This is a genomic window from Streptomyces sp. NPDC060209 (assembly GCF_042728155.1).
Classification (GTDB): domain Bacteria; phylum Actinomycetota; class Actinomycetes; order Streptomycetales; family Streptomycetaceae; genus Streptomyces.
Genome location: NZ_JBHWZS010000074.1, coordinates 1 through 20,394 on the forward strand (window position 1 = coordinate 1; position 20,394 = coordinate 20,394).

Annotated in this window: 29 protein-coding genes and 1 pseudogene; 6 read left to right on the forward strand and 24 right to left on the reverse strand. The window is 66.4% G+C overall.

Going from position 1 to position 20,394, the window contains the following annotated elements; translation table 11 throughout:
* Positions 1 to 61: 61 nt before the first annotated feature.
* The 10 genes and pseudogenes from ACFWFI_RS16510 to ACFWFI_RS16555 all read right to left on the reverse strand — a co-directional run bounded on the left by ACFWFI_RS16510 (position 62) and on the right by ACFWFI_RS16555 (position 4,312).
* Complete coding sequence (locus ACFWFI_RS16510) at positions 62 to 229, reverse strand: hypothetical protein (RefSeq protein WP_387390302.1); 168 nt, start codon at positions 227 to 229, stop codon at positions 62 to 64.
* Between the two features lie 5 nt (positions 230 to 234).
* Positions 235 to 417: a hypothetical protein gene (locus tag ACFWFI_RS16515; protein WP_387390219.1), complete on the reverse strand. Its 183-nt coding sequence runs from the start codon at positions 415 to 417 to the stop codon at positions 235 to 237.
* A 93-nt stretch (positions 418 to 510) separates the two neighbouring features.
* Entirely contained in the window at positions 511 to 828 is a 318-nt protein-coding gene (locus ACFWFI_RS16520; RefSeq protein WP_387390222.1) for a diguanylate cyclase domain-containing protein, read from the reverse strand.
* 16 nt (positions 829 to 844) lie between these two features.
* A pseudogene (locus ACFWFI_RS16525) lies at positions 845 to 1,075 on the reverse strand (diguanylate cyclase domain-containing protein); the annotation flags it as partial.
* Positions 1,072 to 1,404, reverse strand: coding sequence for a SpdD protein (locus ACFWFI_RS16530; RefSeq protein WP_387390225.1), 333 nt, complete (start codon positions 1,402 to 1,404; stop codon positions 1,072 to 1,074). The pseudogene ACFWFI_RS16525 and the gene ACFWFI_RS16530, both read right to left, overlap by 4 nt.
* Before the next feature lie 12 nt (positions 1,405 to 1,416).
* A complete protein-coding gene (locus ACFWFI_RS16535; RefSeq protein WP_386320233.1) occupies positions 1,417 to 1,605 on the reverse strand; it encodes a mobile element transfer protein in 189 nt (62 codons plus the stop codon).
* A gap of 18 nt (positions 1,606 to 1,623) precedes the next feature.
* Positions 1,624 to 2,292, reverse strand: a complete 669-nt coding sequence (locus ACFWFI_RS16540) for a DUF2637 domain-containing protein (RefSeq protein ID WP_387390229.1) — start codon at positions 2,290 to 2,292, stop codon at positions 1,624 to 1,626.
* A gap of 75 nt (positions 2,293 to 2,367) precedes the next feature.
* The gene (locus ACFWFI_RS16545) at positions 2,368 to 2,544 is read right to left on the reverse strand and encodes a hypothetical protein (RefSeq protein WP_387390232.1); all 177 of its coding nucleotides are present in this window, start codon (positions 2,542 to 2,544) and stop codon (positions 2,368 to 2,370) included.
* Between the two features lie 83 nt (positions 2,545 to 2,627).
* Positions 2,628 to 3,980, reverse strand: coding sequence for an FtsK/SpoIIIE domain-containing protein (locus ACFWFI_RS16550; RefSeq protein ID WP_387390233.1), 1,353 nt, complete (start codon positions 3,978 to 3,980; stop codon positions 2,628 to 2,630).
* 2 nt (positions 3,981 to 3,982) lie between these two features.
* A complete protein-coding gene (locus ACFWFI_RS16555; RefSeq protein WP_387390235.1) occupies positions 3,983 to 4,312 on the reverse strand; it encodes an SCO3933 family regulatory protein in 330 nt (109 codons plus the stop codon).
* 159 nt (positions 4,313 to 4,471) lie between these two features.
* On the opposite strand from ACFWFI_RS16555, the gene ACFWFI_RS16560 reads away from it, so the two are divergent.
* Entirely contained in the window at positions 4,472 to 5,263 is a 792-nt protein-coding gene (locus ACFWFI_RS16560) for a GntR family transcriptional regulator (protein ID WP_387390237.1), read from the forward strand.
* Complete coding sequence (locus ACFWFI_RS16565) at positions 5,263 to 5,928, forward strand: YdcF family protein (RefSeq protein WP_387390240.1); 666 nt, start codon at positions 5,263 to 5,265, stop codon at positions 5,926 to 5,928. Before ACFWFI_RS16560 ends, ACFWFI_RS16565 begins: the two co-directional genes overlap by 1 nt.
* A gap of 602 nt (positions 5,929 to 6,530) precedes the next feature.
* Here the strand turns inward: ACFWFI_RS16565 and ACFWFI_RS16570 are convergent.
* Positions 6,531 to 7,439, reverse strand: a complete 909-nt coding sequence (locus ACFWFI_RS16570; RefSeq protein WP_387390242.1) for a YDG/SRA domain-containing protein — start codon at positions 7,437 to 7,439, stop codon at positions 6,531 to 6,533.
* A 220-nt stretch (positions 7,440 to 7,659) separates the two neighbouring features.
* Between ACFWFI_RS16570 and ACFWFI_RS16575 the strand changes: the two genes are divergently transcribed.
* Positions 7,660 to 9,126: a PIN-like domain-containing protein gene (locus ACFWFI_RS16575; protein WP_387390244.1), complete on the forward strand. Its 1,467-nt coding sequence runs from the start codon at positions 7,660 to 7,662 to the stop codon at positions 9,124 to 9,126.
* A gap of 334 nt (positions 9,127 to 9,460) precedes the next feature.
* Here ACFWFI_RS16575 and ACFWFI_RS16580 read toward each other — a convergent pair whose 3' ends face one another.
* The 12 genes from ACFWFI_RS16580 to ACFWFI_RS16635 form a co-directional block, all read right to left on the reverse strand.
* A complete protein-coding gene (locus ACFWFI_RS16580; RefSeq protein ID WP_387390246.1) occupies positions 9,461 to 10,597 on the reverse strand; it encodes a tyrosine-type recombinase/integrase in 1,137 nt (378 codons plus the stop codon).
* The gene (locus ACFWFI_RS16585; RefSeq protein ID WP_387390249.1) at positions 10,597 to 10,809 is read right to left on the reverse strand and encodes an excisionase family DNA-binding protein; all 213 of its coding nucleotides are present in this window, start codon (positions 10,807 to 10,809) and stop codon (positions 10,597 to 10,599) included. The genes ACFWFI_RS16580 and ACFWFI_RS16585 overlap by 1 nt, the downstream gene beginning before the upstream one ends.
* The gene (repSA, locus tag ACFWFI_RS16590) at positions 10,806 to 12,194 is read right to left on the reverse strand and encodes a replication initiator protein RepSA (RefSeq protein WP_387390251.1); all 1,389 of its coding nucleotides are present in this window, start codon (positions 12,192 to 12,194) and stop codon (positions 10,806 to 10,808) included. Before repSA ends, ACFWFI_RS16585 begins: the two co-directional genes overlap by 4 nt.
* On the reverse strand, positions 12,191 to 12,379 hold the full coding sequence (locus tag ACFWFI_RS16595) for a hypothetical protein (RefSeq protein ID WP_387390254.1): 189 nt from the start codon (positions 12,377 to 12,379) through the stop codon (positions 12,191 to 12,193). Before ACFWFI_RS16595 ends, repSA begins: the two co-directional genes overlap by 4 nt.
* 100 nt (positions 12,380 to 12,479) lie before the next feature.
* Positions 12,480 to 13,031: a GGDEF domain-containing protein gene (locus tag ACFWFI_RS16600; protein WP_387390256.1), complete on the reverse strand. Its 552-nt coding sequence runs from the start codon at positions 13,029 to 13,031 to the stop codon at positions 12,480 to 12,482.
* Between the two features lie 89 nt (positions 13,032 to 13,120).
* Positions 13,121 to 13,432, reverse strand: coding sequence for a hypothetical protein (locus tag ACFWFI_RS16605; RefSeq protein ID WP_033299726.1), 312 nt, complete (start codon positions 13,430 to 13,432; stop codon positions 13,121 to 13,123).
* A 23-nt stretch (positions 13,433 to 13,455) separates the two neighbouring features.
* Positions 13,456 to 13,611, reverse strand: coding sequence for a hypothetical protein (locus tag ACFWFI_RS16610; RefSeq protein WP_106972736.1), 156 nt, complete (start codon positions 13,609 to 13,611; stop codon positions 13,456 to 13,458).
* Between the two features lie 12 nt (positions 13,612 to 13,623).
* Positions 13,624 to 13,815, reverse strand: a complete 192-nt coding sequence (locus ACFWFI_RS16615; RefSeq protein WP_088574294.1) for a mobile element transfer protein — start codon at positions 13,813 to 13,815, stop codon at positions 13,624 to 13,626.
* Positions 13,816 to 13,836: 21 nt separating this feature from the next.
* On the reverse strand, positions 13,837 to 14,523 hold the full coding sequence (locus tag ACFWFI_RS16620; RefSeq protein WP_387390259.1) for a DUF2637 domain-containing protein: 687 nt from the start codon (positions 14,521 to 14,523) through the stop codon (positions 13,837 to 13,839).
* Complete coding sequence (locus ACFWFI_RS16625; RefSeq protein ID WP_387390262.1) at positions 14,523 to 14,726, reverse strand: hypothetical protein; 204 nt, start codon at positions 14,724 to 14,726, stop codon at positions 14,523 to 14,525. Before ACFWFI_RS16625 ends, ACFWFI_RS16620 begins: the two co-directional genes overlap by 1 nt.
* An 85-nt stretch (positions 14,727 to 14,811) precedes the next feature.
* On the reverse strand, positions 14,812 to 16,167 hold the full coding sequence (locus ACFWFI_RS16630; protein WP_387390264.1) for an FtsK/SpoIIIE domain-containing protein: 1,356 nt from the start codon (positions 16,165 to 16,167) through the stop codon (positions 14,812 to 14,814).
* Between the two features lie 2 nt (positions 16,168 to 16,169).
* A complete protein-coding gene (locus ACFWFI_RS16635; protein ID WP_387390267.1) occupies positions 16,170 to 16,523 on the reverse strand; it encodes an SCO3933 family regulatory protein in 354 nt (117 codons plus the stop codon).
* 156 nt (positions 16,524 to 16,679) lie between these two features.
* Between ACFWFI_RS16635 and ACFWFI_RS16640 the strand changes: the two genes are divergently transcribed.
* Positions 16,680 to 17,411, forward strand: coding sequence for an XRE family transcriptional regulator (locus ACFWFI_RS16640; protein WP_387390268.1), 732 nt, complete (start codon positions 16,680 to 16,682; stop codon positions 17,409 to 17,411).
* 369 nt (positions 17,412 to 17,780) lie between these two features.
* Entirely contained in the window at positions 17,781 to 18,251 is a 471-nt protein-coding gene (locus ACFWFI_RS16645; RefSeq protein ID WP_387390271.1) for an NUDIX hydrolase, read from the forward strand.
* Here the strand turns inward: ACFWFI_RS16645 and ACFWFI_RS16650 are convergent.
* Complete coding sequence (locus tag ACFWFI_RS16650; RefSeq protein ID WP_387390274.1) at positions 18,239 to 18,799, reverse strand: HDIG domain-containing metalloprotein; 561 nt, start codon at positions 18,797 to 18,799, stop codon at positions 18,239 to 18,241. The genes ACFWFI_RS16645 and ACFWFI_RS16650 overlap by 13 nt on opposite strands.
* A gap of 679 nt (positions 18,800 to 19,478) precedes the next feature.
* Between ACFWFI_RS16650 and ACFWFI_RS16655 the strand changes: the two genes are divergently transcribed.
* Positions 19,479 to 20,177 (forward strand): HNH endonuclease signature motif containing protein, encoded by a 699-nt coding sequence (locus ACFWFI_RS16655; RefSeq protein WP_387390277.1) that lies wholly within the window; start codon positions 19,479 to 19,481, stop codon positions 20,175 to 20,177.
* Positions 20,178 to 20,394: the final 217 nt, after the last annotated feature.

Here is a 20,394-nt window from a genome sequence, read left to right on the forward strand (position 1 = left end):
GCCACCCTCAGCACATCGGCGAGGGTGGCCGGGTCCAGGCCCGCCGCGGTGGCGGTGTCCGTCACTGGTTCTCCTTGGGCGGGTGGTTGTCGATCCACTCCTCGGCGCACACCTTGTGGACGGGCTTGCCGCGGTCGGAGCGCAGCGGGGTGGGCTTGTCGCAGAGGACGCAGGGCTTGTCGCCGGTGGGGTCGAAGTGCTTCTTGTCGCTCCAGTCCAGGAGGGCCATGGGGCTCACACCCCGACGCGAGCGTTGGGGCGAGCGGGGAGGAGGTGGCCAGTGCCGTGGCAGGCGGGGCAGTCCGCGGTGATGATCTGCCGGTGTCCGGTGGGGGTGGTCTGGCCGGTGGTGATGGCGACCTGGGGGAAGCCGTCGCAGTGGGCGCAGATCGGCCGGGGCGGGGTGTGCTGGGGCATGATGGGATCTCCCTTTCGGGTCAGCTAGATCTGGAAGGTGTTGAGGCGCCCGGGGCGGCGGAAGTTTGGCGACCGAGGCCGCCCCGGGGGCTGTTAAGGGCGCGGGGTGTTGTTGCGCCGGCCGCGACCTTTGACTGCGTACATCGCGGCGTCCGCGGCGCACAGTGCGTCGGTGAGGGTGCGTACGGGCAGGTCTCTCAGGTGGCAGAAGCCGACCGAGGCGGCGACCGGGATGACCAGCCCGCGGTAGGTGACCGGTCGGTGCAGCGCTTCGTTCAGCGTGGTCGCGCAGGGGATGTTGGCCGGGTCGGTGATGATGGCGGCGAATTCGTCGCCCCCGAGGCGGGCGGCGATGCCGTGCCCTGAGCACCCAGTCGGCGAGCCGGGCGGCGGTGGCGGTGATGACCGCATCGCCGGCGAGGTGGCCGTGGGTGTCGTTGATGGCCTTGAAGTCGTCCAGGTCCACGAGCAGGGCCAGGGCACGGGGTGAGCGGGTGGCGATGCGTTCGGCGCGGGTTGTCCAGCCGGCGCGGGTGTGGAGGCCGGTGAGCGGATCTCGGCGGGCGGTGGAGAGGCGGCGGACGAGCAGGCTGCCGTGCAGGGCCCATCCGAGGGCGGGTAACGCCGCGGCGATGACGGGCAGCTCCACGACGGTCACCGCCCTTGGTGGTTGTTGAGGAGTGTGCGCAGGACGACGGCGCAGATCGCGACGGATGCGGCGGTGATGGCGACCGCGAGGAGCATCGAGACCAGGACTGTGCCGACGACGAGGATCACACCGGTTCCTCCGGCGGCGGCGACGATCAGGGCGCCGGGGGTGAGCTGGACCGAGGGCCGGCCGACCGGGGCCGGGGTGGGCGCCGGGGCCGGTGCGGTGGTGTGGTGGCAGGTGCAGGCCGGGGGGTGCACGAGGCCGGTGAGCGGGCGGACGAGGGACGTGTCCGCGGTGGGGGCGGTGTCCGGGGTCGGGTACTTCGGGGTGAACATGGGTTTCTCCTTTCAGGGGTTGCAGCGGTGGGTTTTGGCGGCGAGTTCGGCGGCGGCTCGGCCGTGGTAGTCGGCGGAGAAGTTGCAGCCCGGGGCGGTGCAGGCCGCGGTGTGCTTGGTCCGGCCCCGACCGTCGTAGTGCGTGCCGACCTGGACCGGGCCGATACGGATCACGTCGGTGAAGCGGTTCGGACGCGGCATGACGAAACCTCCTCTGGATCAGGCGAGTTGGGCGTTGATGGCGTCAGCTAGCGGGGCCGGGACGCCGAGGCGAGCGCGAAGCGTGGCCGAGTCGATCCGGGCGCCGGTCGTCGCGTGATGCGTGTCCGCGACCTTCCGGGCGTGGTCGAGCAGGGCCGGCGGAACAGCCACAGCCGGCACGGTCGCCGGGGCAGCAGCCGCGGGTGGAGCAGGAGCGGCCGGGAGTTCCGGGGCTGGTTCGGGAGCCCGCTCGACCGTGACGTTCGGGGCCGGTTCGAGGTCCGGGGCAGCCAGCGGTGCAGCGGCCGGGGCCTCGGGCTCGGGTGTGGTGGGTGCGTGGGCGAGGAGGGTGCCGCCGAGGAAGGCGAGGGCGGGCCAGCCGGCGACGAGGATGCGGAGCCAGGCCGGGACGTTGTCGAGGTCGAGGAGTCCGGCGGTGGCGATGTTCGCGCCGAGCGACGCGGCCAAGGCGATGACGAACCAGATCCAGGCGGCGCGGTTGTCGGCGTGGGTGCGCATGCGGCGCCATGCGGCGACCAGGAGCAGGTCCACGCTGATCGGGTAGGCCCAGGCTTTCCAGCCGTCCTGTCCGGCCGCTTCGGCAAGGTCATGCAGGTGAGAGAAGGACAGAGCACCAGCAATGACAGCTTGAATCAGCACGGCGTCGAGACGGAACTTGCGGGACATCGAGTCACCTCCTTTCGGAGTGGGCCGGGCCAGGCGGGATGTGGTGTTCACCGCCCGGCATCCGGGGCGTTGGGGTCAGGCGTCGGGGTCGGTGCCGGAGCCGAAGCAGTTGAGGCAGAGGCCGTCCTGCTGGCCGACCGGGCGACGCTTGCGACCGACCCGCACCGTGGTGGGGACGTTTCCGGTCCCGCCGCAGGGCTTGCAGACGGCCGGCTCGGTGGGCTTCTTCGGCTTGGTGGTCCGTGTGGCCATGACGTGGGGTCCTTTCGGTTCCGGGCATGGGCGGGGTAGGGACCTGGCGCGAGACGGTTGCGCCAACCGGGATGCGAGGGGTGTTACTCGGTGACCGGTCGCGGATTGACCAGCGGCGAAGCCGGAGCCGGGGCGGTGCGGACGACCGGGCGGAACGGGGCCAGAGCCGGGACGTCGGGGGTCAGGTGCGCGTATTCGTGGCAGGTGGCCACAGCGTCGGCGGCACTCATTTCGGGGGTGCGGATGCGGGACCAGCCGCCGGAGGAGTCACCGGCCACGGCCACGCCGGGGCGATCCGGCGGAATCGTGGTCACGGCGAAGACCGCATCGGGGGCGATGTCGCCAAGGCCCATGTCCGCGGTCTGCTTGTCATTGACCCGGTGCACCACCCGGCCGGTGAGCTGGGCACGGAGCATTGTGGCGCCCTTGCCCAGTTCGGAACCGAAGCGCTGTCCGCAGATCTCCAGGTAGATCCCGACCGCGCGAGCCATCTGCGCGAGGCGCACCAGGTGCATCACCATGCGGTCTCGGCGTTCCTCGTCCTTCTTGACCGCGGTCAGGAACAGTTCGGCCACCTCGTCCACCAGCACCACCAAAGGCACCGGCCGAACCTTCGCGGGCAGGTCCCAGAGATCCGAGACGCCGTGAGCACTCAGGGTGTCGAAGCGCTCTTCCATCTCCCGGACCAAGACTTCGAGCAGGTCCGATGCCTCAGCCGGGGTGACTGCGAGAGCCGAGAGCCGGGGGGCGTAGCCGCGTTGTTCGACACCGCGCTTGCAGTCGATCCCCACCAGGCCGACCGGGAACTTCGCGAGGCCGGTGATCAGGTTGCGCTGATACATCGACTTGCCCGACTGGTTCGCGCCCAGGGTCAGGCTGTGGGGGATCTTCGTGTAGTCGCGGACGAACGCGGTCCCGTCCTCCCGCAGCGCCACCGGCACCACCAACGGGCCCGAGGTGACCTTGCGGGGCGGCCGGCGCGGCAACTTCACCCGACGCAGCACGTCATAGCCGGTCATGCGGAGTTCGACGAAGCCGGGCTTGATCTCTACGACGTGCACGGAGTGGACGCCCCAGGCGTGCCGGAGACGTTCCGAAGCCGCGGCGACGTCGGCGGGTTCCAGGCCGGCCGGGAGTCGGAGGGTGACCCGCATGCCGGTGGAGGAGCCGCGGACCCGGCGAACCTTCGGCGGGACCGGCTGCACGTCGGGGCGGCGGGCCACGTTGCGGACCATGAACGCCCGCAGGCGGGATGGCTGAACCGTCAGCCCACACACATCCATCGTCGAGCGGTACGTGGCAGCGAAGCGGACCCGAGCGACCGGCAGACCAGCCAGCGACCAGAACACGCGAGGCGCGCGCACCTTCGCATAGCCGAGACCGCCGGCAGCCGATAAGGCCCCCGCCACCTCGATCACCGTGGTCAGGTCCGACATGATCAGGCACCCGCCGTGATGGCCACCGCGCGGAAGCTGATCCCGTGCCGGGTCTGGCCGTTGAACGTGTTCTCCCAGTCGCGGGCCTTGAGCCCGATCACCGTGACCGGCGTCCCCGGGGTCAGGTTCTCCGGGACCCCCGTGTTCGGCACGGTCACCTGGTAGAGGTTGCCCTCCCCCTCATCCGAGATCAGCAGACCCACCGTCGCGAGCGGGGCACCGGTCTCCCGGTCCATCGCGATCTCACCGGTCTGCTTACTCACGAGCTTCGGAGTCGGAGGCGTCGCAACGAACACAACAGCGGTCGAAACGTCGATCTTGAAGGACGGCATCTGATACTCCCTGGATTGATGTAGAGCAGCCCAAAGAGGGCCCCCAAGGCTCGTTGTCCTAGGACTGCGAGCCGCTAAGCTAGATAGTGGCCCGCAGTCCCGGGACTGTCAATAGTCCTAGGACTGTGTTTGACTTGGTTCTGACGAGAGGGGTTCGGGATGGCGCCCAAGTGGCGAGAGCTGGCAGACAAGCTGGCCGAACAGATCAGGGGCGGTGACTACGCTCCGGGCGCGCAGCTTCCGCACATCCGGGAGCTTGTGGAGGCGGGCGAGGGTTCCAAGTCCACCGTTCACGCCGCCTACAAGGCTCTTGAAGCAGAAGGCCTGGTCACTTCATCCCGCGGTCACGGCACGGTCGTGCGCCAGCAAGTTCCTCTCAAGCGACTAGGTATCGCTCGATACGACAAGGCCAAGTGGCGCGATAGCGACGAAGTGGCGTTCATTGCGGATCGTGTGGCAAGTGGACGTACCTACCGCCGGAACGAGCAGACGCAGACTGTCAGCCTTGTGGAGGCTCCCCCCGCCGTATCGGCAGCTCACGGCCTGCCCGCAGGAGCTGAGGTGTACGCGCGGGCGCGACTCGTGAAGGAAGGCGAGCAGCCCACCCACACCTTGACGAGCTACTACCGGCCCGAACACGTCGAGGGAACCCGCATCGTTGACCCGACTCCCGGGCCCGCCGGCCGGGGCGGAGGGTTCCGCGTGCTCTATGACGCCGGTTACGAGATCGACCACATGCAAGAGCGGATCTTCGCTCGGGCCGCCGCCCCGGACGAGTCAAAGCTTCTCCAACTGCCTCCGGGAGAGCCAGTCGTTGAACTGCACCGGACGACGTACACGGCCGACGGCACGGTGGTGGAGTTCGCCATCGGAGTGCACGCGGCATCGCGCTTCGCTTGGGAATACGACTTCCAGGTGCCTGACTCGGCGACGGACAAGGAAGGCTCGTAGTGATTTCTGCACAGGACTGGGCCGACGCTCGGCGCATTTGGGGCTACCACCAGATGGGCCACGCCCTCCAACCCTGCTCCGTTGCTATCGGGCTCGGCAGCCACGATCTGGGAGTGGCCGACACGTCGGCAGACCTATATCAGCGCGGATTGGTGCCGCTCCTGCTCTTCACCGGAGCAACGAGCCCCACGACTCGGGAGCGGATGCCCCGCGGGGAAGCAGTCCACTACCGAGAGAGGGCACTCGAGTTGGGTGTCCCCAGCTCGGCTGTCCTTGTGGAGCCGAGGGCACGAAACACAGGTGAGAACATCCGCTTCTCGCGGGAAGTCCTGGAGGAAGCGGGCGTCCAGGTCGCCTCTGTACTGCTGATCAGCAAGCCCTACGAGGAGCGGCGGGCATACGCCACTGCCCGCAAGCTGTGGCCGGAGGTGGAGATCGTCAGCGCTTCGACGCCGATCACTCTGGACGAGTACTCGGACTCCATCGGTGATGCGCGCCTGGTGATCGACATGCTTACGGGCGCACTTCAGCGACTGATGATCTACCCGGATCAGGGATTCATGATCCGCCAGCCCGTACCAGCCGACGTAGCCGAGGCGTACCAGCGACTGCGCCAAGCCGGTTTCACCAGTCGACTCCTGCCGACCGATTCGCACTCTGCTTGACCGACGCCGAGAGTTGTTACAGGTTTCTCTACCTCATCAAGGCACCCGGCTGCGCTCCGCTCCGCCGGTCGCGCTTCCCGGCTCTGGCTGCGCCCGCGCTCCTGCCTCCGGCCCGCTCGGCGCTGCCGCCGCCGACGCGCGCCCGCAGTGGATAGGCCCGGAGGGCATGAGACGAGAACTAAGCCCGCGGCTTCAAGACATGCCTCCGGCGGGGGCGCTACGGCACCGGGATGGCGATGGCGCCGTTCGCGAGTGCCGGCCGGAGCGTGGTGAGCGTCGTGGTGGCTCCCATCCCGACCACCTTCGACCCAGGCAGAGCCGAGCAGTCGCGGCCCAGGGCGTCAAGGTCGTTCGTACAGTGGCGCGCTCCACCTTGACGCCCTGAACCACGCCTGCTCCACGGTGTGTGGGTCGAAGGCGGACGGGATGGGAGCTGGGGTGAGTGGTGGGTCGGAATGGGTGGTGATGGCTCGCTTTTGCGTGACAGCGTGGATGACCCACGGTTTCAAGCACGCCGGCGCTCAAGACCGTCTGCGAGTCGCCCTAAACCGGCAGGTCAGGTTGGGAGCCGGTCGGCCCCACATGACAGCGAGCCTGGGGTGTCACTGGCGCCAGCGCTTACGATGGTGCCTCACACATTCCAGGTCGATGGCGTGCTTCGGGTGAGTCCGCAATACGCCACTTTCCGCGCCATCACGGACTACGGAGAGGTCGTCGCTTAGTACGACCGCGCCGGCGTCGAGCATCACGTGACAGTTGGGACAGAGGCAGAGGATGTTTCCGGTGATATCCGGGCCGTTGTGAGGCGTACCAAGAGCTTGGATGTGCGCGCCCTCGCTGTAGATACCTCCGGGAACCTCGATGCGAAGGTCGCAAATTTGGCAACGATTGTCGTGCCATGCCTTGACCTGGCGCTTCACGACGCTGCTACGCACGATGCGCTGCACGGTCGAAGTGACCCGCTCTGGTGCTTCATTTCCCTCGGCCACTGCGGCGTTGTTCAGTCCTGCCGGTTCCGCAAGCGTGACCGGCAGCTCTTGCTGTTGCGCAACCAGCGGGATGGGAGTGCCGTCATAAGCTTCCAACCGGAACTGCCAGATGAGGTAGCCGTCGATGCCCAGTTTGCTCCCGTAGCTGGTGACACGGTATAGGCCGTCGTACCGGTAGCCGGACTCTGGTGCGTACGCGGAATCGCTCTGCCATCCCCGGAGCACGCGGACGGGCAAGCCTTCAAGGTGACTTGTCACGAGGGCTGCGTTGCCGGGATCGTCCAAGGACTGGTTGCTCACCTGGTTACCAGCGCCGTCCTGACCGCCATGACCGGTATAGACGATTACGTCCCCATAATCCTCATCGTCCTTATAACCGCCAGACACGACGATGGACTCGGCTCCAGTTCTCAGCGTTCCGCAGATGCCGGCCTGCAACGGCCTGTGCACGCCCACGTCATGCGCCAGCCGACGCGTGTTGTACTCCTGGCCCACTTCAACGTTCGGCACTTCACCAATCATGGGCTCAGCCTCGCACGCGCAGCTGACATAACGGCAGTGCTTTCAAGGACGCGCCGCCCGAAGTGGACGGAAGACTCTGCGTTGCGTTGACGCGCTACTCGCCTGGCCTCCTTCGTGTGCACTGGAGCCGACTGGCTGCAAGGAAGGGCCTTTTGCGGCTACCTTGGCGTCATCAACAGCCAACGGATCGGGAGCTCTAGAAATGCCATACTCGTCATTCTTGTCGGGTTTCGAAGGAATGTGGAGGCGCCCCCTACCTGACTACGAGAAAGGGGCAAAAGAGTATCTCGTCACCCTGGATACAAATGTTCTTTTGAACCTTTATCGATTTACACCGCAGGCTCGAAACGAGCTACTTTCGGTACTCAGGACCTTGCAAGAACGGCTGTGGGTTTCGCACCAAGTGGCCAAGGAGTACTATTCGCGGCGCCTGACTGCCGTAAATGAACATATCACCCTTTACACCTCCGTCCCGAAGGCTCTCAACGATACGAGAAATAAGGCACTCCAGGAACTCAACACATTCGCCAAAAGGCGATCCATGGCGCCCGAGGATAGACAGAAACTGATCGACCCTTTGAATAAGGCCTTCGAATCCGTAATCGCAGAAATTCAGAAACACGGGGAGGCCTTCGACCTCAGCCTCACAAAGGTTGCAACGAATGACCCAATCCTTGAGGCGCTTGCCGAAATTCTAGACCAAAAGACAGGAGCTCCATTCGAAGAGGAGGAGTCCAGGAAGCTTATCGAAGGGTTTACCGAGAGGGCGGATAAGAAAATCCCGCCAGGGTATAAGGACGCCAACAAGGCGGATAATGCTCATGGTGACTACTTTGTGTGGGAACAGGTGCTGCGCGAAGCGGCGTCCCGGAAAATGCCCGTCCTACTCGTCACGAATGACGCAAAGGAAGATTGGATTCAGCTGGAATCCGGGATCACTATTGGTCCGCGGCCAGAATTGGTGCGCGAATTCAAGGAGCGTTGCGGACTTGACTTTCTCCTTGCAGACTTGGGCACTTTCCTCAAAGTCGCTAAGTCCGAGCTGGGGGCCGCCATTAGCGAATCCACGGTGGCTCAAGCTGAGAACATCGGACCAAGTGCCACGGAGAATGGTTCGGAACAGGTAAGAATCGCCAGAGAAGAATACAATGACGTCGTGGAGAATTTGATCACGCGACAAAGAAACCTGCATTCTGCATTCATGGAACCAGGGCTAGGCGCCGCGGAGAGGGAGGTCTTCAGAAGGCGCAGAAGCGAGATGGAAGACGCCTTGGCTCTCGCCCGAAACGCCTCCCCGATTCAGCATTCAGACGGCACCGAGTCCATGCAAATGAATCCGGAAGAATGGGACGCGATGAGGAGGGAAGGAGGCAGGTTGGGAAGGGGGCGTACTGATCGACGCCAAACGAGAGTCAGTAGACAGAGTAACCTCCATCAGCGCTCTAATGTTATGCAGAGTCAACTACAGGAGGTGCACTTGGAGCGGGATTCGCTGACGAAGGAGAGGGGAGAATTGGAAGCTTTGATTTCTCTAGAAGATGGCAAGGCGAATCAAGATGAGATGCAAATGTTGCTGGAAATGCATGACGCCGCTAACCGGAAGCTAGAAGCCTTGCAAGAGGCAGAAGAAAATCTAATGCGACAGCTTCGTTTCGTACAATTGCGTCTTCGTGAAAGGGAGGACTGAGTTGCCGCAGGTGTAGCTATCCAGGCAAAAGCGCCGCCACGTCCGGGGAGATCAGTGTGCAGGTTTCGTGCCAGGGGTAGTTGACATCCGCGGTTGACATCAACGACGACGTACAACAGCAGCTTTGGGCGGTCGCAGAGGGCGCCCACAGTCGAGGCAGGCGCAGTTGTCCAGGCTGCCTCGGCCGAACTTACAAAGCAGATGTCGGCGGTTCGAAACCGTCCGCGCCCACCAGCAAGAAGCACGACGAAGGCCCAGGTCACCGGTACAGAACCGGGAGCCTGGGCCTTGTTCGTTCCCCAGCCGCGAGGGCGGGGGAGAGGCGTCGTGCCAGTCACGTGCCAGATGCGTCGTCGGGCTCTGCCGGCCGGACCTTTCTGATCTGCTCGTCGACGTGCGCGGCGATCGCGTGGTCACGGCCGTTCACCAGGTGCTGGTAGATCAGCGCGGCACGCACCGACGAGTGCCCCATTCGCTGCATCAGCTCGCGGGTAGTCGCACCGCCGGTCGCGGCGAGGGTGTTCCCCGTGTGGCGTAGATCGTGGAAGTGGACGTCTCCAAGACCGGTCGTCTCCAGCGCCCGGAGCCACAGGCGGCGGAAGTTGTTCCGTCGAAGTTGTCCGCCCCTCGCACCCGTGAAGACCAGCCCGGTGCGACCCGGCTCGGCGTAGGCAGCGAGGTGCGCAGTCAGGCTCTCCGTCAGCGAGGCCGGGAAGGCAACGGTACGCACACCGGCCGCGCTCTTGGGCGCCTTGACCAGGATGCCGTCAGTGCGGGTCTCGGCCAGGGCACGCCGTACTGCGACGGTTCGCCGTTCGAGGTCGACGTCGTGGCGCTGGAGCGCGGCGAGCTCCCCGAAGCGGAGGCCGGTGAAGGCCGCCAGGAGGATGAACACTCGGAAGCGCGCGGGCATGGCGTCGGCGAGCTGGAAGACCTCGGTGACATCGAGGAAAGGCCGCTCTGCTGTCTTGGCCGCCCCAGCGCCCTTGATACGGCAGGGGTTGCGCTGGATCACCTCGTCATCGACCGCGGTGTTCATAATGGCGCGGAGGATCTGATACGCCTTGGCTACCGTCGGCTCACCGACACCGGACTCCAGGAGGCCGGCGCGCCAGCGGCGGATCTGCGGTGTGGTGATCTCGCTCAGGACCACCTTCGCGAAGGTAGGCAGGACGTGGAGACGTAGGGCACTGCCGTTGCGTTCGCGGGTGGTGGCCGCATAGTCGCGCTCCTTGAACCAGGCGTCGGCGTAGACCCCGAAGAGGACCTTGTCGTCCGGGTTCTTCCACCGGCCGTCGAGGATCTCCGCTTCCTTGCGGACGAGCCACCGATCAGCATCGGTCTGAGTGGGGAAGGTCTCCGGCGCCGAACGCATCAGACCATCCGGGCCGGGATACCGGGCCTGAAAGCGGCCGGATGGCAGCTTGCGGACCGAACCGAACCGGCGACGCTTCCCTTTCTGGTTTGCCATTAGGCCACCGCCCCGAACTGCCGCCGGCTTGTGACGATGGGCTGGACGGTGTTGGCCGAGATGAAGTCAGCCAACGCGCACTCAGGGATGCGGACATGGCGCCCCACCTTCACGAACACGATCCGCCGTTCGGCGATCAGGCGTCGAGGGAAGCGAGCGGTTGTACCGAGGAGTTGCGCGGCCTCCTCAACCGTGAGCAGTCGGTCAGTCATGCGGTCATCTCTCCTTCCAGGGCGAGGGCTTCGCGTGCGGTTTCGCGGTTGTGTTGCAGGTCTCTGGCGATCGAGGCGGCGAGGATCGATTCGCCGGGGCTGTGGCCTTGTCCGGCGTACTGCCAGTCGGTGAGGACGAGGACGGTCGGGTCCTGGTCGGGGTCGGGGTCGGGGAGGCCGAGTTCTTCGCGCTGTTGGGCGGCGCGGTAGTCGGCGCGGGTCTGGCGGAGTGCGCCGAGGGTGGTGGAGTAGTGGCGGGACTTGGAGGAGAAGTGGCCGCGGAAGCCGAGCATGTGAGCCCAGGCGCGTAGCCGCCGGTCCGGGTAGAGCGGTTCGAGGTCGAAGCAGGCTTCGATGAGTCGGCGCGGGTGGTCGGGGAGGTCTAGGAGGACCAGGGCCTCGCGGTTGCCGACGCGGCGGTCGATGGTGCCGGTCGTCTCGGCGGCTTTGGTGGCGTACTTCGCGACGTACGAGGCGACGGCCTGTTCGGTGATGTCGGTCCCGGCGTCGAAGGCGCGGATGGGCCGGATGTCGAGCTGGGTGCCCCACCGGAGCGGGCGGGCGGGTTGGCCGGCGGCGGCCGGGACGGTGATGGTCGTGTAGGCGTGCGCGACGGCGGCGCGGATGGAGTCGTCGAGCAGCTGCACCGAGGCCCACGACGGCGGTGGGCTGACGGGACCATCCGGGCCGTCTAGACGGACAACCGCGTGGAAGTGAACGGCGCCACGCTTCTGAAACTCGGCGACCTTGCCGTACGAGACCCGGGCCGTTTCCTTGAGTTCGCGTTGGGTGAGGCCGGCGCGGGCGGCGATCTCGCGGCGGAGCCGGTTGGTGAAGCGCTGCCACAGGTTCCCGGCGTGGTTGTTGAAGAGGACCGCTCCCGCGTAGTCGTAGGAGTCCGGGTTGAGCGGGGTGCCGAGGGCGTCGTCGTCGGGGTTGTGGGTGGTGCCGCAGCGGCAGCGGCCGGTGTCGGGGCGGTTGTGGACGGGGCCGAAGGACGGGGCGGTGAGTGTGGCGAAGACGCGGGGGTGGTCGCGGACGGTGTTGGGGACGTCCTTGTCCTGGTCGCCCGCGAGTCCGGCGCGGATGAGGTGGTAGGTGTCGGCGGAGTAGGTCCAGGCGCAGGCCGGGCAGCGGGAGGCGCGGCGGTTGCCGCAGGCGACGCGGAGCCGTCCGCCGGGCTCGGTTTCGGTGGAGTAGTGGTGCAGGGTCTGGCCGGTGGTCTTGTCCTTGGTGAGGGTCCAGCCGGAGAGGTGGATGGGGTTGGAGCAGCCGCCGGTGCGGCGGATCTGGTCCTGCCAGCGGTCGAAGCCGGGGGACCCGGCCACCCGCAGCATGTCGCCGAGGGTGGCCGGGTCCAGACCCGCGAGGATCGTGTCCGTCACGCGTGCTCCCGGTGGACGACCGGAGCCGAAGCCGCGGTGGTGCCGGTGCCGTGGCAGGAGCGGCAGGTGACGGTGAGGGTGGCGCGGGTGCCGTCGTCGAGGAGGGTGCCGGTGTCGATGGCGACGGCGGGGAAGCCGTCGCAGTGCGGGCAGATCCGCGTCGGGGCAGGGGTGCGCTGGGCCATGATGGTGGTCCTTTCGATTGCGGTTGGAAGGGGCCGGACCGTCCGGGCGGCGGCGATGCTTGGCGGCTTGTGCGCCGCCCGGAGGCCGGTCAGAGCTGAATCAGCGGTTGAGCGTGCGGGGGCCGCGGCGGCCGGATGTTCCCTTGGCCGCGTACATCGCGCTGTCGGCGGTAGCGAGCGCGTCGGAGAGGCTGCGGACCGGCAGGTCCGTGAGGCGGCAGGAGCCGACCGATACGGAGACCGGGAGCCGACGCCCGGCGTAGGCCACGGGCTGGTTCAAGGCGCGGTGGAGGCTCTTCAGGTCCGGGGCCTGGCGGGCGATGGCGACGAATTCGTCTCCGCCGAGGCGTCCCGCGATGCCGTTGCGGCCGCACCAGGCGGAGAGACGTTCGGCGGTGACGACCAGGGCGAAGTCCCCGGCGGCGTGGCCGTGGGAGTCGTTGAGGTTCTTAAAGTCGTCGAGGTCGAGCAGCAGGACCACGGCGTCCCGGTGCCGGCGGACGACGCGCTCGGCGAGGACGGTCCATCCGGCGCGGGTGCGCAGGCCGGTGAGCGGGTCCCGGCGGGCGGTGGCGAGCCGGTGGGTGAGCAGGGCGGTGTGCGAGGCCCAGCCGATGAGCGGTAAGGCGAGGGCGAGCGCTTGGGTGTCCACGGTTCTCCTTCGATGCGGTTGGAAGGGAGTGCGTGGGCCGTCCGGGCGGCGGCGATGCTTGGCGGCTTGTGGCACCGCCCGGAGGCCGGTCAGCGGTGCTGGTTGTCGGAAGCGATGAGCGAGCGGATGACCAGGGCGCAGATGGCGACGGATGCGCCGGTGATGGCGACCGCGAGGAGCATCGAGACCAGGACCGCGCCGACGACCAGGACGACAGCCGCCCCACCACCCACGAGCGCGAGGGCGGAGCCGGGCGTGAGCTGGACGGTGGGCCGGGCCGCAGGGGTCGAGGCGACCAGCGGTGTGGGGCTCTGCTGGACCACGGTGGTCGGCTCGACGACGGCCGGCGGGGTGATGAAGCCGGTGGGCTGCGGCATGGTCGGGACCTTGGGCTTGAACATGGTGGATCTCCTTTCGAGGGCGGTTACTTGGTGACGCTGTCGATGGCGGGGGCCAGGAAGCTGTCCGCGAGGAGGTAGCCGCCCAGGAGCAGCACGGCGACCAGCCACAGCGGCGGGCGGATGAGCTTGATGCCGAGAGCGCCGACGACGATCAGGGCGAGCCAGAGCGGGACGTCCATGGGGTCGGTCTCCTATCGGGCGGTGCAGCGGTGGGTGCGGGCGGCGAGCTGGGCGGCACTCTGGCTGGAGTAGTCGGCGGACCAGCCGCACCGGTCAGCGCTGCAGACGGCGGCGTGCTTGGTGCGGCCGTGGCGGTCGCGATGGGTGCCGATCTGCACCGGGCCGATCCGCATCACGGAGTGGAAGTGGTCACGAGCGGGCATGGCGGTGGATCTCCCTTCTGATCAGACGAGTTGGGCGGCGATGGTCTCGGCGAGCTGGGACGGGACGCCGAGGCGGGCGCGCAGGGTGTCGGTGTCGATCCGGGCGCCGGTGCGGGCGTGGTGGTCGTCGGCGAGCTTGCGGGCGTGGTCGACCAGCGCAGCCGGGACCGGTGGGCCAGCCGGGGCAACGGGGGTGGAGGGGGCCAGTTCCGGGATGTCCTTGGCAGCCGCGGCGATGGGCTCGGGCTCCGGTCGAGGATCGGAGGTGGCCTTTAGCTCGACTTCCGGAGTGGGCTCCGGGGCTGCGGGTGCCGGCGGAACCGGCTCGGGCTCCGGCTCCTGGGCGGCGTGGGAGTGGGCGAGGAGGGTGCCGCCGAGGAAGGCGAGGGCGGGCCATCCCGCGATGCCGAACCGCAGCCAGGCCGGCGGGTGGGCGAGGTCGAGGAATCCGGCGGTCGCGACGTTGGCACCCAGCGAGGCGAACAGGGCGATCAGAAACCAGCACCAGGCCAGCCGGGACGGGCCCTCGCTGCGTAGGCGTCGCCACGCGGCGACCAAGAGCAGGTCCACCGAGATCGGGTAGGCCCATGCCTTCCAGCCGTCCTGCCCAGCTGCGGCGGCCAGGTCGTGCAGGTGGGCGAAGGACAGGGCACCGGCGATGACGGCCTGGACCAAGACGGCATCCACCCGGAAGGCGGGGCGGGCCATCAGACGCTCCCGGGGTGGTCGGTGTCGCCGATGGTGTCGTAGCCGGGCGGGAACATGCCCGGCGGGGGCTCTGGGAGCGATACGGCCAGGGACGGGCCGATGGTGGCGATGAAGTCGTCATCGGCGCCGGGAATCTCGGCGTACAGGGCCAGAGCGCCGAGCATCAGCACGGTGCGGTGGAAGTCCTCGATGTGCTCACACATGGGAGTCGCTCTCCCTTCCTTGAGGCATGGAGCGGGTAGGGACCTGGCGCGATGCGGTCGCGCCAACCGGCGGTGCGGGGAGATGTCAGGCGGTGACGGAGGCAGGCTTGGTGAGCGGCTCGGAGGCCGGGGCCAGGGCGCCGACAGCGGGCCGGAATGGTGCGAGGACGGGTAGGTCCGGGGTGCGGTCGGCGTGCCGGTTACAGATGTTCACGGCCGTACGGAGCGAGGTGTGCGGGGCGCGGATGCGGGCCCAGCCGCCGGAGGAATCACCGGTGACGGCGATGCCGGGCGTCTCGGTGGGTATCTGGATCGCGGCCAGGACGGCGTCGGGGGCGATGTCGCCGAAGGCCATGTTGGCGGAGGACTCGTCATTGACTCGGTGGGCGGTGCGGCCGGTGAGCTGGGCGCGGAGCATCGTGATGCCCTTGCCGAGTTCAGAGCCGAAGCGCTGTCCGCAGATCTCCAGGTAGATCCCCGCGGCACGGCCGAGCTGGGCGAGGCGGACCAAAGCGGTGATGATCCGGTCCCGGCGCTTCTCCTCGTCCTTCGTCGCGAAGAGGGCGAGTTCGGCGACCTCGTCCACCAGGACCACGACCGGCACGGGGCGCATGTGCTCGGGCAGGTCCCAGATGTCGGCGGCGATCTCCGCATTCGCCACGTTCACCGTGATCCGCTGCTCGGCCCGGATCAGTTGGTAGACCTCCTCCATGTGCGAGACGAGCGCATCGAGGAGCTCCAGGGCCGTGTCGGGGTTGTCGGCGAGCGCGGAGAACCGGCGTGCCAGCGGGAAGAGTTCCACGCCCTGCTTGCAGTCGATCCCGACCAGCGCCACATCCATCGGCGCGAGGCCGGCCACCAGGTTCCGCTGATAGACGGACTTCCCCGACTCGGTGGCACCGAGGGTGAGCCCGTGCGGAACGGCGCGGTAGTCGCGGTAGTGGACTGCCCCGTCCTCACGCAGGGCGACCGGGACCCGCATCGGCGCCGGATCGGTCCTAGCGGGCATCTGCACCCGCTTGAGCACGTCGTAGCCGGTCATCCGTACTTCGACGACGCCGGAGCGCAGTTCGCGGGAGGTCACGCCGTACATACCGAACGAGTGCCGCAGCCGGTCCGAGGCGGCGGAGACGTCGAAGGCATCCTGTCCCGGGCGGAGCTTGAGGCGGAGCACCAGGCCGGTGCGGGTGGGGTGGACGCGCAGGATGCGCGGGGCGCGGGACTCCGGCACGGGCCGGTTGGTCATCCGGGCTAACGCCAGGCGCCAGCGGGAAGGCGTGACGGTCAGTCCGCAGGCGTCCATCACGGCGACGTAGCGGACCAGGACCCGCGCAGCGGCGAGGACCGCGCCGAAGGCCAGCCAGTACCAGGCGGGGCGCCGCCACCGCAGGATCACTGCGGCAGCGACAACCAGCACCAGGGCGACCGCGAAGCCGGTCATGATCAGGCCGCCTTCGAGGCCGAAGCAGCGTTGGCGAGCGAGGTGACCGCGACTGCGCGGAAGGCGATCCCGTGCCGCTTCTGCCCGTTGAACTCGTTCTCCCACGCCGAGGCGACCAGCCCCGTCAGCGCGACCGGGGTGCCCATGGACAGGTCCTCGGAGACGCCCGGCTGCGGAACGGTGAGCTTGAGGATCTCCACCTCTTCCGGCGTGGAAAACATGACCTCCACCGTCATCAGCGTCACGCCGTCCTTGTCGAGCGCGATCTCACCGGTACGGCGGTCCTTGACCTTCGGCTGAGGGGCCTTGGCGACCATCACGGTCGCGTTCGTGGTGTCGACGGGAATCTGACGCATCGTCTTGGCTCCTGTAACTAGCGACTGTTGTCCGGCCCTTGCCGGTGAGAACAGGAGACCGCGAGGGCCCATGGACGTATCACGGTCCGTCTGGACGTTTAGGGACGTCTGAGTTACCGTCAAAACGTCCCTACGTCCCATTGGGAAGGACACCTCATGGCGAACGAACGTCTGCGGGCGGCCATTTCGGCACAAGGTGAGACGATCCAGTCCACTGCTGATCACGTCGGCGTGGATCCGAAGAGCGTCGAGCGGTGGATCACCACGAACCGCACTCCCCACCGGGGCCACCGCTGGAAGGCCGCAAGTTTCCTGGGCGTCGACGAGGTCTACCTCTGGCCGACAGTTGAGAAGCAGACAGAGACCGCGAGCACATCCGAGTTGGTCACGTATTACCCGCACCGCGGAGCAGTCCCGGCGTCGCTGTGGTCCTCGCTGATCGAGCAGGCCTCAGACCAGGTAGAGATTCTGGTCTACGCGGGACTGTTCCTCTTCGACAGCCACCCGGATCTACCGGACCAGCTTGCCGACAAGGCAAAGGCCGGCACTCAGGTCCGCGTCCTCCTGGGGGACCCAGAGTCGCCCATGATTCGCCAGCGAGGCGAAGAGGAGGGCATCGGCGACGATCTCGCTGCCCGAGCTCGGATAACTCGCCGGTACCTCGAACCAGCAGCACAGACACCCGGCGTCGAGATCAGGCTTCACGACACAATTCTGTACAACTCCATCTACCGTTTCGACGAGGACGTGTTGGTGAACCCGCATGTCCTGGGCGCACCTGCGGGGCAGAATCCAGTACTGCACTTCCGCTACATCCCTGGGGCCCGGACCTTCCGGCACTACATGCGCAGCTTCGACTACGCATGGGAGCGAGGCCGGGCGGCCTGAGAATCGTCCTGCATACGGAGGGGCTCATCTAGGGGCAGGAGCCGCGGAGGTAGCAACGGCCCTATAATTCGCCTCAAGGACGAGCTCCTACGGGGGCTACAGGGATGACTGTGCGCTTGGTGGCATCGGTGCTGGTCACATGGGCAGTGCTAGTCGTGCTCTTGCTCGCACCATCGCCCCTACCAGAGCACTGGCGCTACTACATCTACTCGCCGGCGAGCGTGGGCCTGTGGATGCTGACCATGCTCGTTGCACCCCCGGTGGTCTGTGTCGTTAAGTGGCAGTGGATCAAGTCAGGCAGCAGGTAGGCCCAACCTCGGTGAGCTTTGCGCTTGCACCTCTGGTCACCAGTCATGCGAGGCTGGAGCCATGGCCCGCGTCGACTACATCAATGATCCGCAAGCTCCGAAGGCGAACAGCATCGTCCCCTCGGTCACTGCCGTTGCGCGCAACAATGCCGGTGAGGTTCTCCTCATCCACAAGACCGACAACAATCTGTGGGCTCTGCCCGGAGGCGGCGTCGACGTTGGCGAATCGGTCGCGGACGCAGCGGTGCGCGAGACGAAGGAAGAGACCGGCTTCGACGTTGTCGTGACAGGTCTGGTCGGTCTCTATACGGATCCCGGCCACGTCATGGCCTACGACGACGGTGAGGTCCGCCAGCAATTCTCGATCTGCTTCACGGCGCGGATCACTGGCGGTGCACTTAGGACCAGCAGCGAGAGCAAGGAAGTCGCCTTCGTCGACCCAAGCAAGCTGGACGAGCTGAACATCCACCCGTCCATGCGGATGCGGATCGAGCGCGGCCTATCTGATCAAGCGGAGCCCTACATCGGCTGATCAGCCATGCGGGCATGCGTCCGCTCGACAGCCTCCTTCAGATACGGCCGCGCCTTACTGATCGCGTTGTGCACCTCACTGCCCGGTTCGTAGCGCACGAGGATCTCATCGATCCGGACATCGAAGTCGAAGGACTGTCCGGCAGGGCCCGTCGTCATGTCAGCGAAGATCAGCGCGTCCAGAACCGCGGAGTCTTCCCGGTCGTAGGCGGCCAGCTCTGCCGACAGCCCACGCTGTTCAGCTTCGTAGATAGCCCCAGAGTGATGGGCGACCAGCCGTACCAGGCGCGTCGGCGCACCGAGTGCCTCTAGATGGCGAGCACCATCAAGCGGATGAAAGCCGGTATCCCGCAGCTCGGGGGCGTACCCGATGTCGTGCAGCCACGCCGCGGCTACCAGAAGGTCCCGGTCCTCCTCTGACACAGCCGCGGAAGCCTCTTCAGCTCGAGCAGCCACGGCCTGAGTGTGCAGCCAGCGGTTTCCGAGCGGAGGAAGCAGAGACTCGGCGAGTTCGGCCGCTCCCTGGGGCGTGTCCAGTGCAGAAGGCATGAGTGGAACGGTAGCCGAGACGAGTATCAAGCCGACAGACCACGGCCAAGCGGTACAAGCTCATTTGCGTGCGGTAGAACTTTCTCTACTTCATCAAGACCCGCGCACGGCGCGGGCACGCGCCGCCTCAGCGGCGCGGCCTGCCTCTGTCTTCGCCCCGGCTGGCCGCGCCCGGCGGCGCGCTACGTGCAAGCGGGCAAAGGGCGGGAAGTCATCCGCGGGCACAAGATGATGCCTCCGGCGGGGGATCGGCCGGCACCGGGAGCATGGGAGCGCCGCCGCCGAGTGCGAGTCCGTGGGTGGTGACAGGTGGTGGGGCTTCCGTCCCGCACACCATCGACCCAGGCGGAGCCGAGCAGACGCGGCCCAGGGGCGTCAAGGTCGTTCGTACAGTGGCGCGCTCCACCTTGACGCCCCTGAACCACGTCCGCTTCACGGTGTGTGGGTCGACGGCGTACGGGACGGAAGCCGGGGGAGTCGATGCGACTCATGCACGACCCCACACGGAAGCATCACGAAATAGTCATAACTCCTGCACACACGCTGCATGCAAGGCACAATCTCCGCATGCCTGCTGCAAACGAGCCCCGAGCGACCCAACGGCCTCCACGGTCGATACAGCCGACCCACGCCACCACAGGGGCCACCTCACGCCCTAGCGCTGGGGCGATGTAAGCACATGAGCGGAATCTCTTGCCGAGTAAACCCTGACACCCACGCCAAGAGACGACTCTGGGGAGACTCTGGAGGGTATTGCGGTAACCCTGGCTGCCGAGAGTACCTGTTCCCCGAGGATCTCGACATCGATTTTGGCGAACTGGCTCACATCATCCCAGCCGCACCCGCCGGCCCCCGCGCGACACCCCTAGACGCAAAAGGCAAAAAGGAGCGAGCTCATCACAGCAACCTGATTCTACTGTGCGCAAATTGCCACACTCAAATCGACAAGGCCCCTGCGGCCTACCCGGTCGCGATGTTGCACGGCTGGAAGAAAGCGAGGGTCGCAGAGATCGAAGCGGTAATTTCCGTTCCTAAATTTCAGACCCGAGAAGGTGCCCGACGGCCGGTGCAGGAACTGCTCGATGAGAACTTTGCCGTCATATCCCGATACGGCCCCCAAGAGGATCCGTACAGCGGGCGAGATTCTAGCCTTTGGTTCAAGTATGCTCGCGCCACGATCGTGCCGAATAATCGCAGAATTTTGCAAATACTTGACGCCAATCGGTATCTCCTTACCAAAAAGGAGAAGGAGATTTCGACGATCTATAAATTGCATGTAAGTCAGTTTGAAGATCGGCACATTCTCGATGACTTCACTAGTGGCACGGAGCGCTTTCCAGTCGAAATGCATTCTATTTTTTCGGATGAGGGGGAATGACGTGCGGGACGCTCGAACCTGGATTGCAGAGAAATTGCAAGAGAATGGCTTTCAGTCAGTGCTGGAAGAAGGGGATCAGCTTCTAATTAGGCGCGACGGCTACCCAGATGCCCGTGTTCATTGCTTCGGTATGCGGGACGAAGAGACTTTCAGTCGCCGGGACTTGGAAGCGGCTATACGGGCTGATCCGAGAGTTGGCTTCGCACTAGTAGTCCCC

Coding starts and splice junctions, on each gene's coding strand:
- ACFWFI_RS16510 (WP_387390302.1), bottom strand. CDS start 229: ATGGCCCTCCTGGACTGGAGCGACAAGAAGCACTTCGACCCCACCGGC.
- ACFWFI_RS16515 (WP_387390219.1), bottom strand. CDS start 417: ATGCCCCAGCACACCCCGCCCCGGCCGATCTGCGCCCACTGCGACGGC.
- ACFWFI_RS16520 (WP_387390222.1), bottom strand. CDS start 828: ATGCGGTCATCACCGCCACCGCCGCCCGGCTCGCCGACTGGGTGCTCA.
- ACFWFI_RS16530 (WP_387390225.1), bottom strand. CDS start 1,404: ATGTTCACCCCGAAGTACCCGACCCCGGACACCGCCCCCACCGCGGAC.
- ACFWFI_RS16535 (WP_386320233.1), bottom strand. CDS start 1,605: ATGCCGCGTCCGAACCGCTTCACCGACGTGATCCGTATCGGCCCGGTC.
- ACFWFI_RS16540 (WP_387390229.1), bottom strand. CDS start 2,292: ATGTCCCGCAAGTTCCGTCTCGACGCCGTGCTGATTCAAGCTGTCATT.
- ACFWFI_RS16545 (WP_387390232.1), bottom strand. CDS start 2,544: ATGGCCACACGGACCACCAAGCCGAAGAAGCCCACCGAGCCGGCCGTC.
- ACFWFI_RS16550 (WP_387390233.1), bottom strand. CDS start 3,980: ATGTCGGACCTGACCACGGTGATCGAGGTGGCGGGGGCCTTATCGGCT.
- ACFWFI_RS16555 (WP_387390235.1), bottom strand. CDS start 4,312: ATGCCGTCCTTCAAGATCGACGTTTCGACCGCTGTTGTGTTCGTTGCG.
- ACFWFI_RS16560 (WP_387390237.1), top strand. CDS start 4,472: ATGGCGCCCAAGTGGCGAGAGCTGGCAGACAAGCTGGCCGAACAGATC.
- ACFWFI_RS16570 (WP_387390242.1), bottom strand. CDS start 7,439: ATGATTGGTGAAGTGCCGAACGTTGAAGTGGGCCAGGAGTACAACACG.
- ACFWFI_RS16580 (WP_387390246.1), bottom strand. CDS start 10,597: ATGGCAAACCAGAAAGGGAAGCGTCGCCGGTTCGGTTCGGTCCGCAAG.
- ACFWFI_RS16585 (WP_387390249.1), bottom strand. CDS start 10,809: ATGACTGACCGACTGCTCACGGTTGAGGAGGCCGCGCAACTCCTCGGT.
- ACFWFI_RS16595 (WP_387390254.1), bottom strand. CDS start 12,379: ATGGCCCAGCGCACCCCTGCCCCGACGCGGATCTGCCCGCACTGCGAC.
- ACFWFI_RS16605 (WP_033299726.1), bottom strand. CDS start 13,432: ATGTTCAAGCCCAAGGTCCCGACCATGCCGCAGCCCACCGGCTTCATC.
- ACFWFI_RS16610 (WP_106972736.1), bottom strand. CDS start 13,611: ATGGACGTCCCGCTCTGGCTCGCCCTGATCGTCGTCGGCGCTCTCGGC.
- ACFWFI_RS16615 (WP_088574294.1), bottom strand. CDS start 13,815: ATGCCCGCTCGTGACCACTTCCACTCCGTGATGCGGATCGGCCCGGTG.
- ACFWFI_RS16620 (WP_387390259.1), bottom strand. CDS start 14,523: ATGGCCCGCCCCGCCTTCCGGGTGGATGCCGTCTTGGTCCAGGCCGTC.
- ACFWFI_RS16625 (WP_387390262.1), bottom strand. CDS start 14,726: ATGTGTGAGCACATCGAGGACTTCCACCGCACCGTGCTGATGCTCGGC.
- ACFWFI_RS16630 (WP_387390264.1), bottom strand. CDS start 16,167: ATGACCGGCTTCGCGGTCGCCCTGGTGCTGGTTGTCGCTGCCGCAGTG.
- ACFWFI_RS16635 (WP_387390267.1), bottom strand. CDS start 16,523: ATGCGTCAGATTCCCGTCGACACCACGAACGCGACCGTGATGGTCGCC.
- ACFWFI_RS16640 (WP_387390268.1), top strand. CDS start 16,680: ATGGCGAACGAACGTCTGCGGGCGGCCATTTCGGCACAAGGTGAGACG.
- ACFWFI_RS16645 (WP_387390271.1), top strand. CDS start 17,781: ATGGCCCGCGTCGACTACATCAATGATCCGCAAGCTCCGAAGGCGAAC.
- ACFWFI_RS16650 (WP_387390274.1), bottom strand. CDS start 18,799: ATGCCTTCTGCACTGGACACGCCCCAGGGAGCGGCCGAACTCGCCGAG.
- ACFWFI_RS16655 (WP_387390277.1), top strand. CDS start 19,479: ATGAGCGGAATCTCTTGCCGAGTAAACCCTGACACCCACGCCAAGAGA.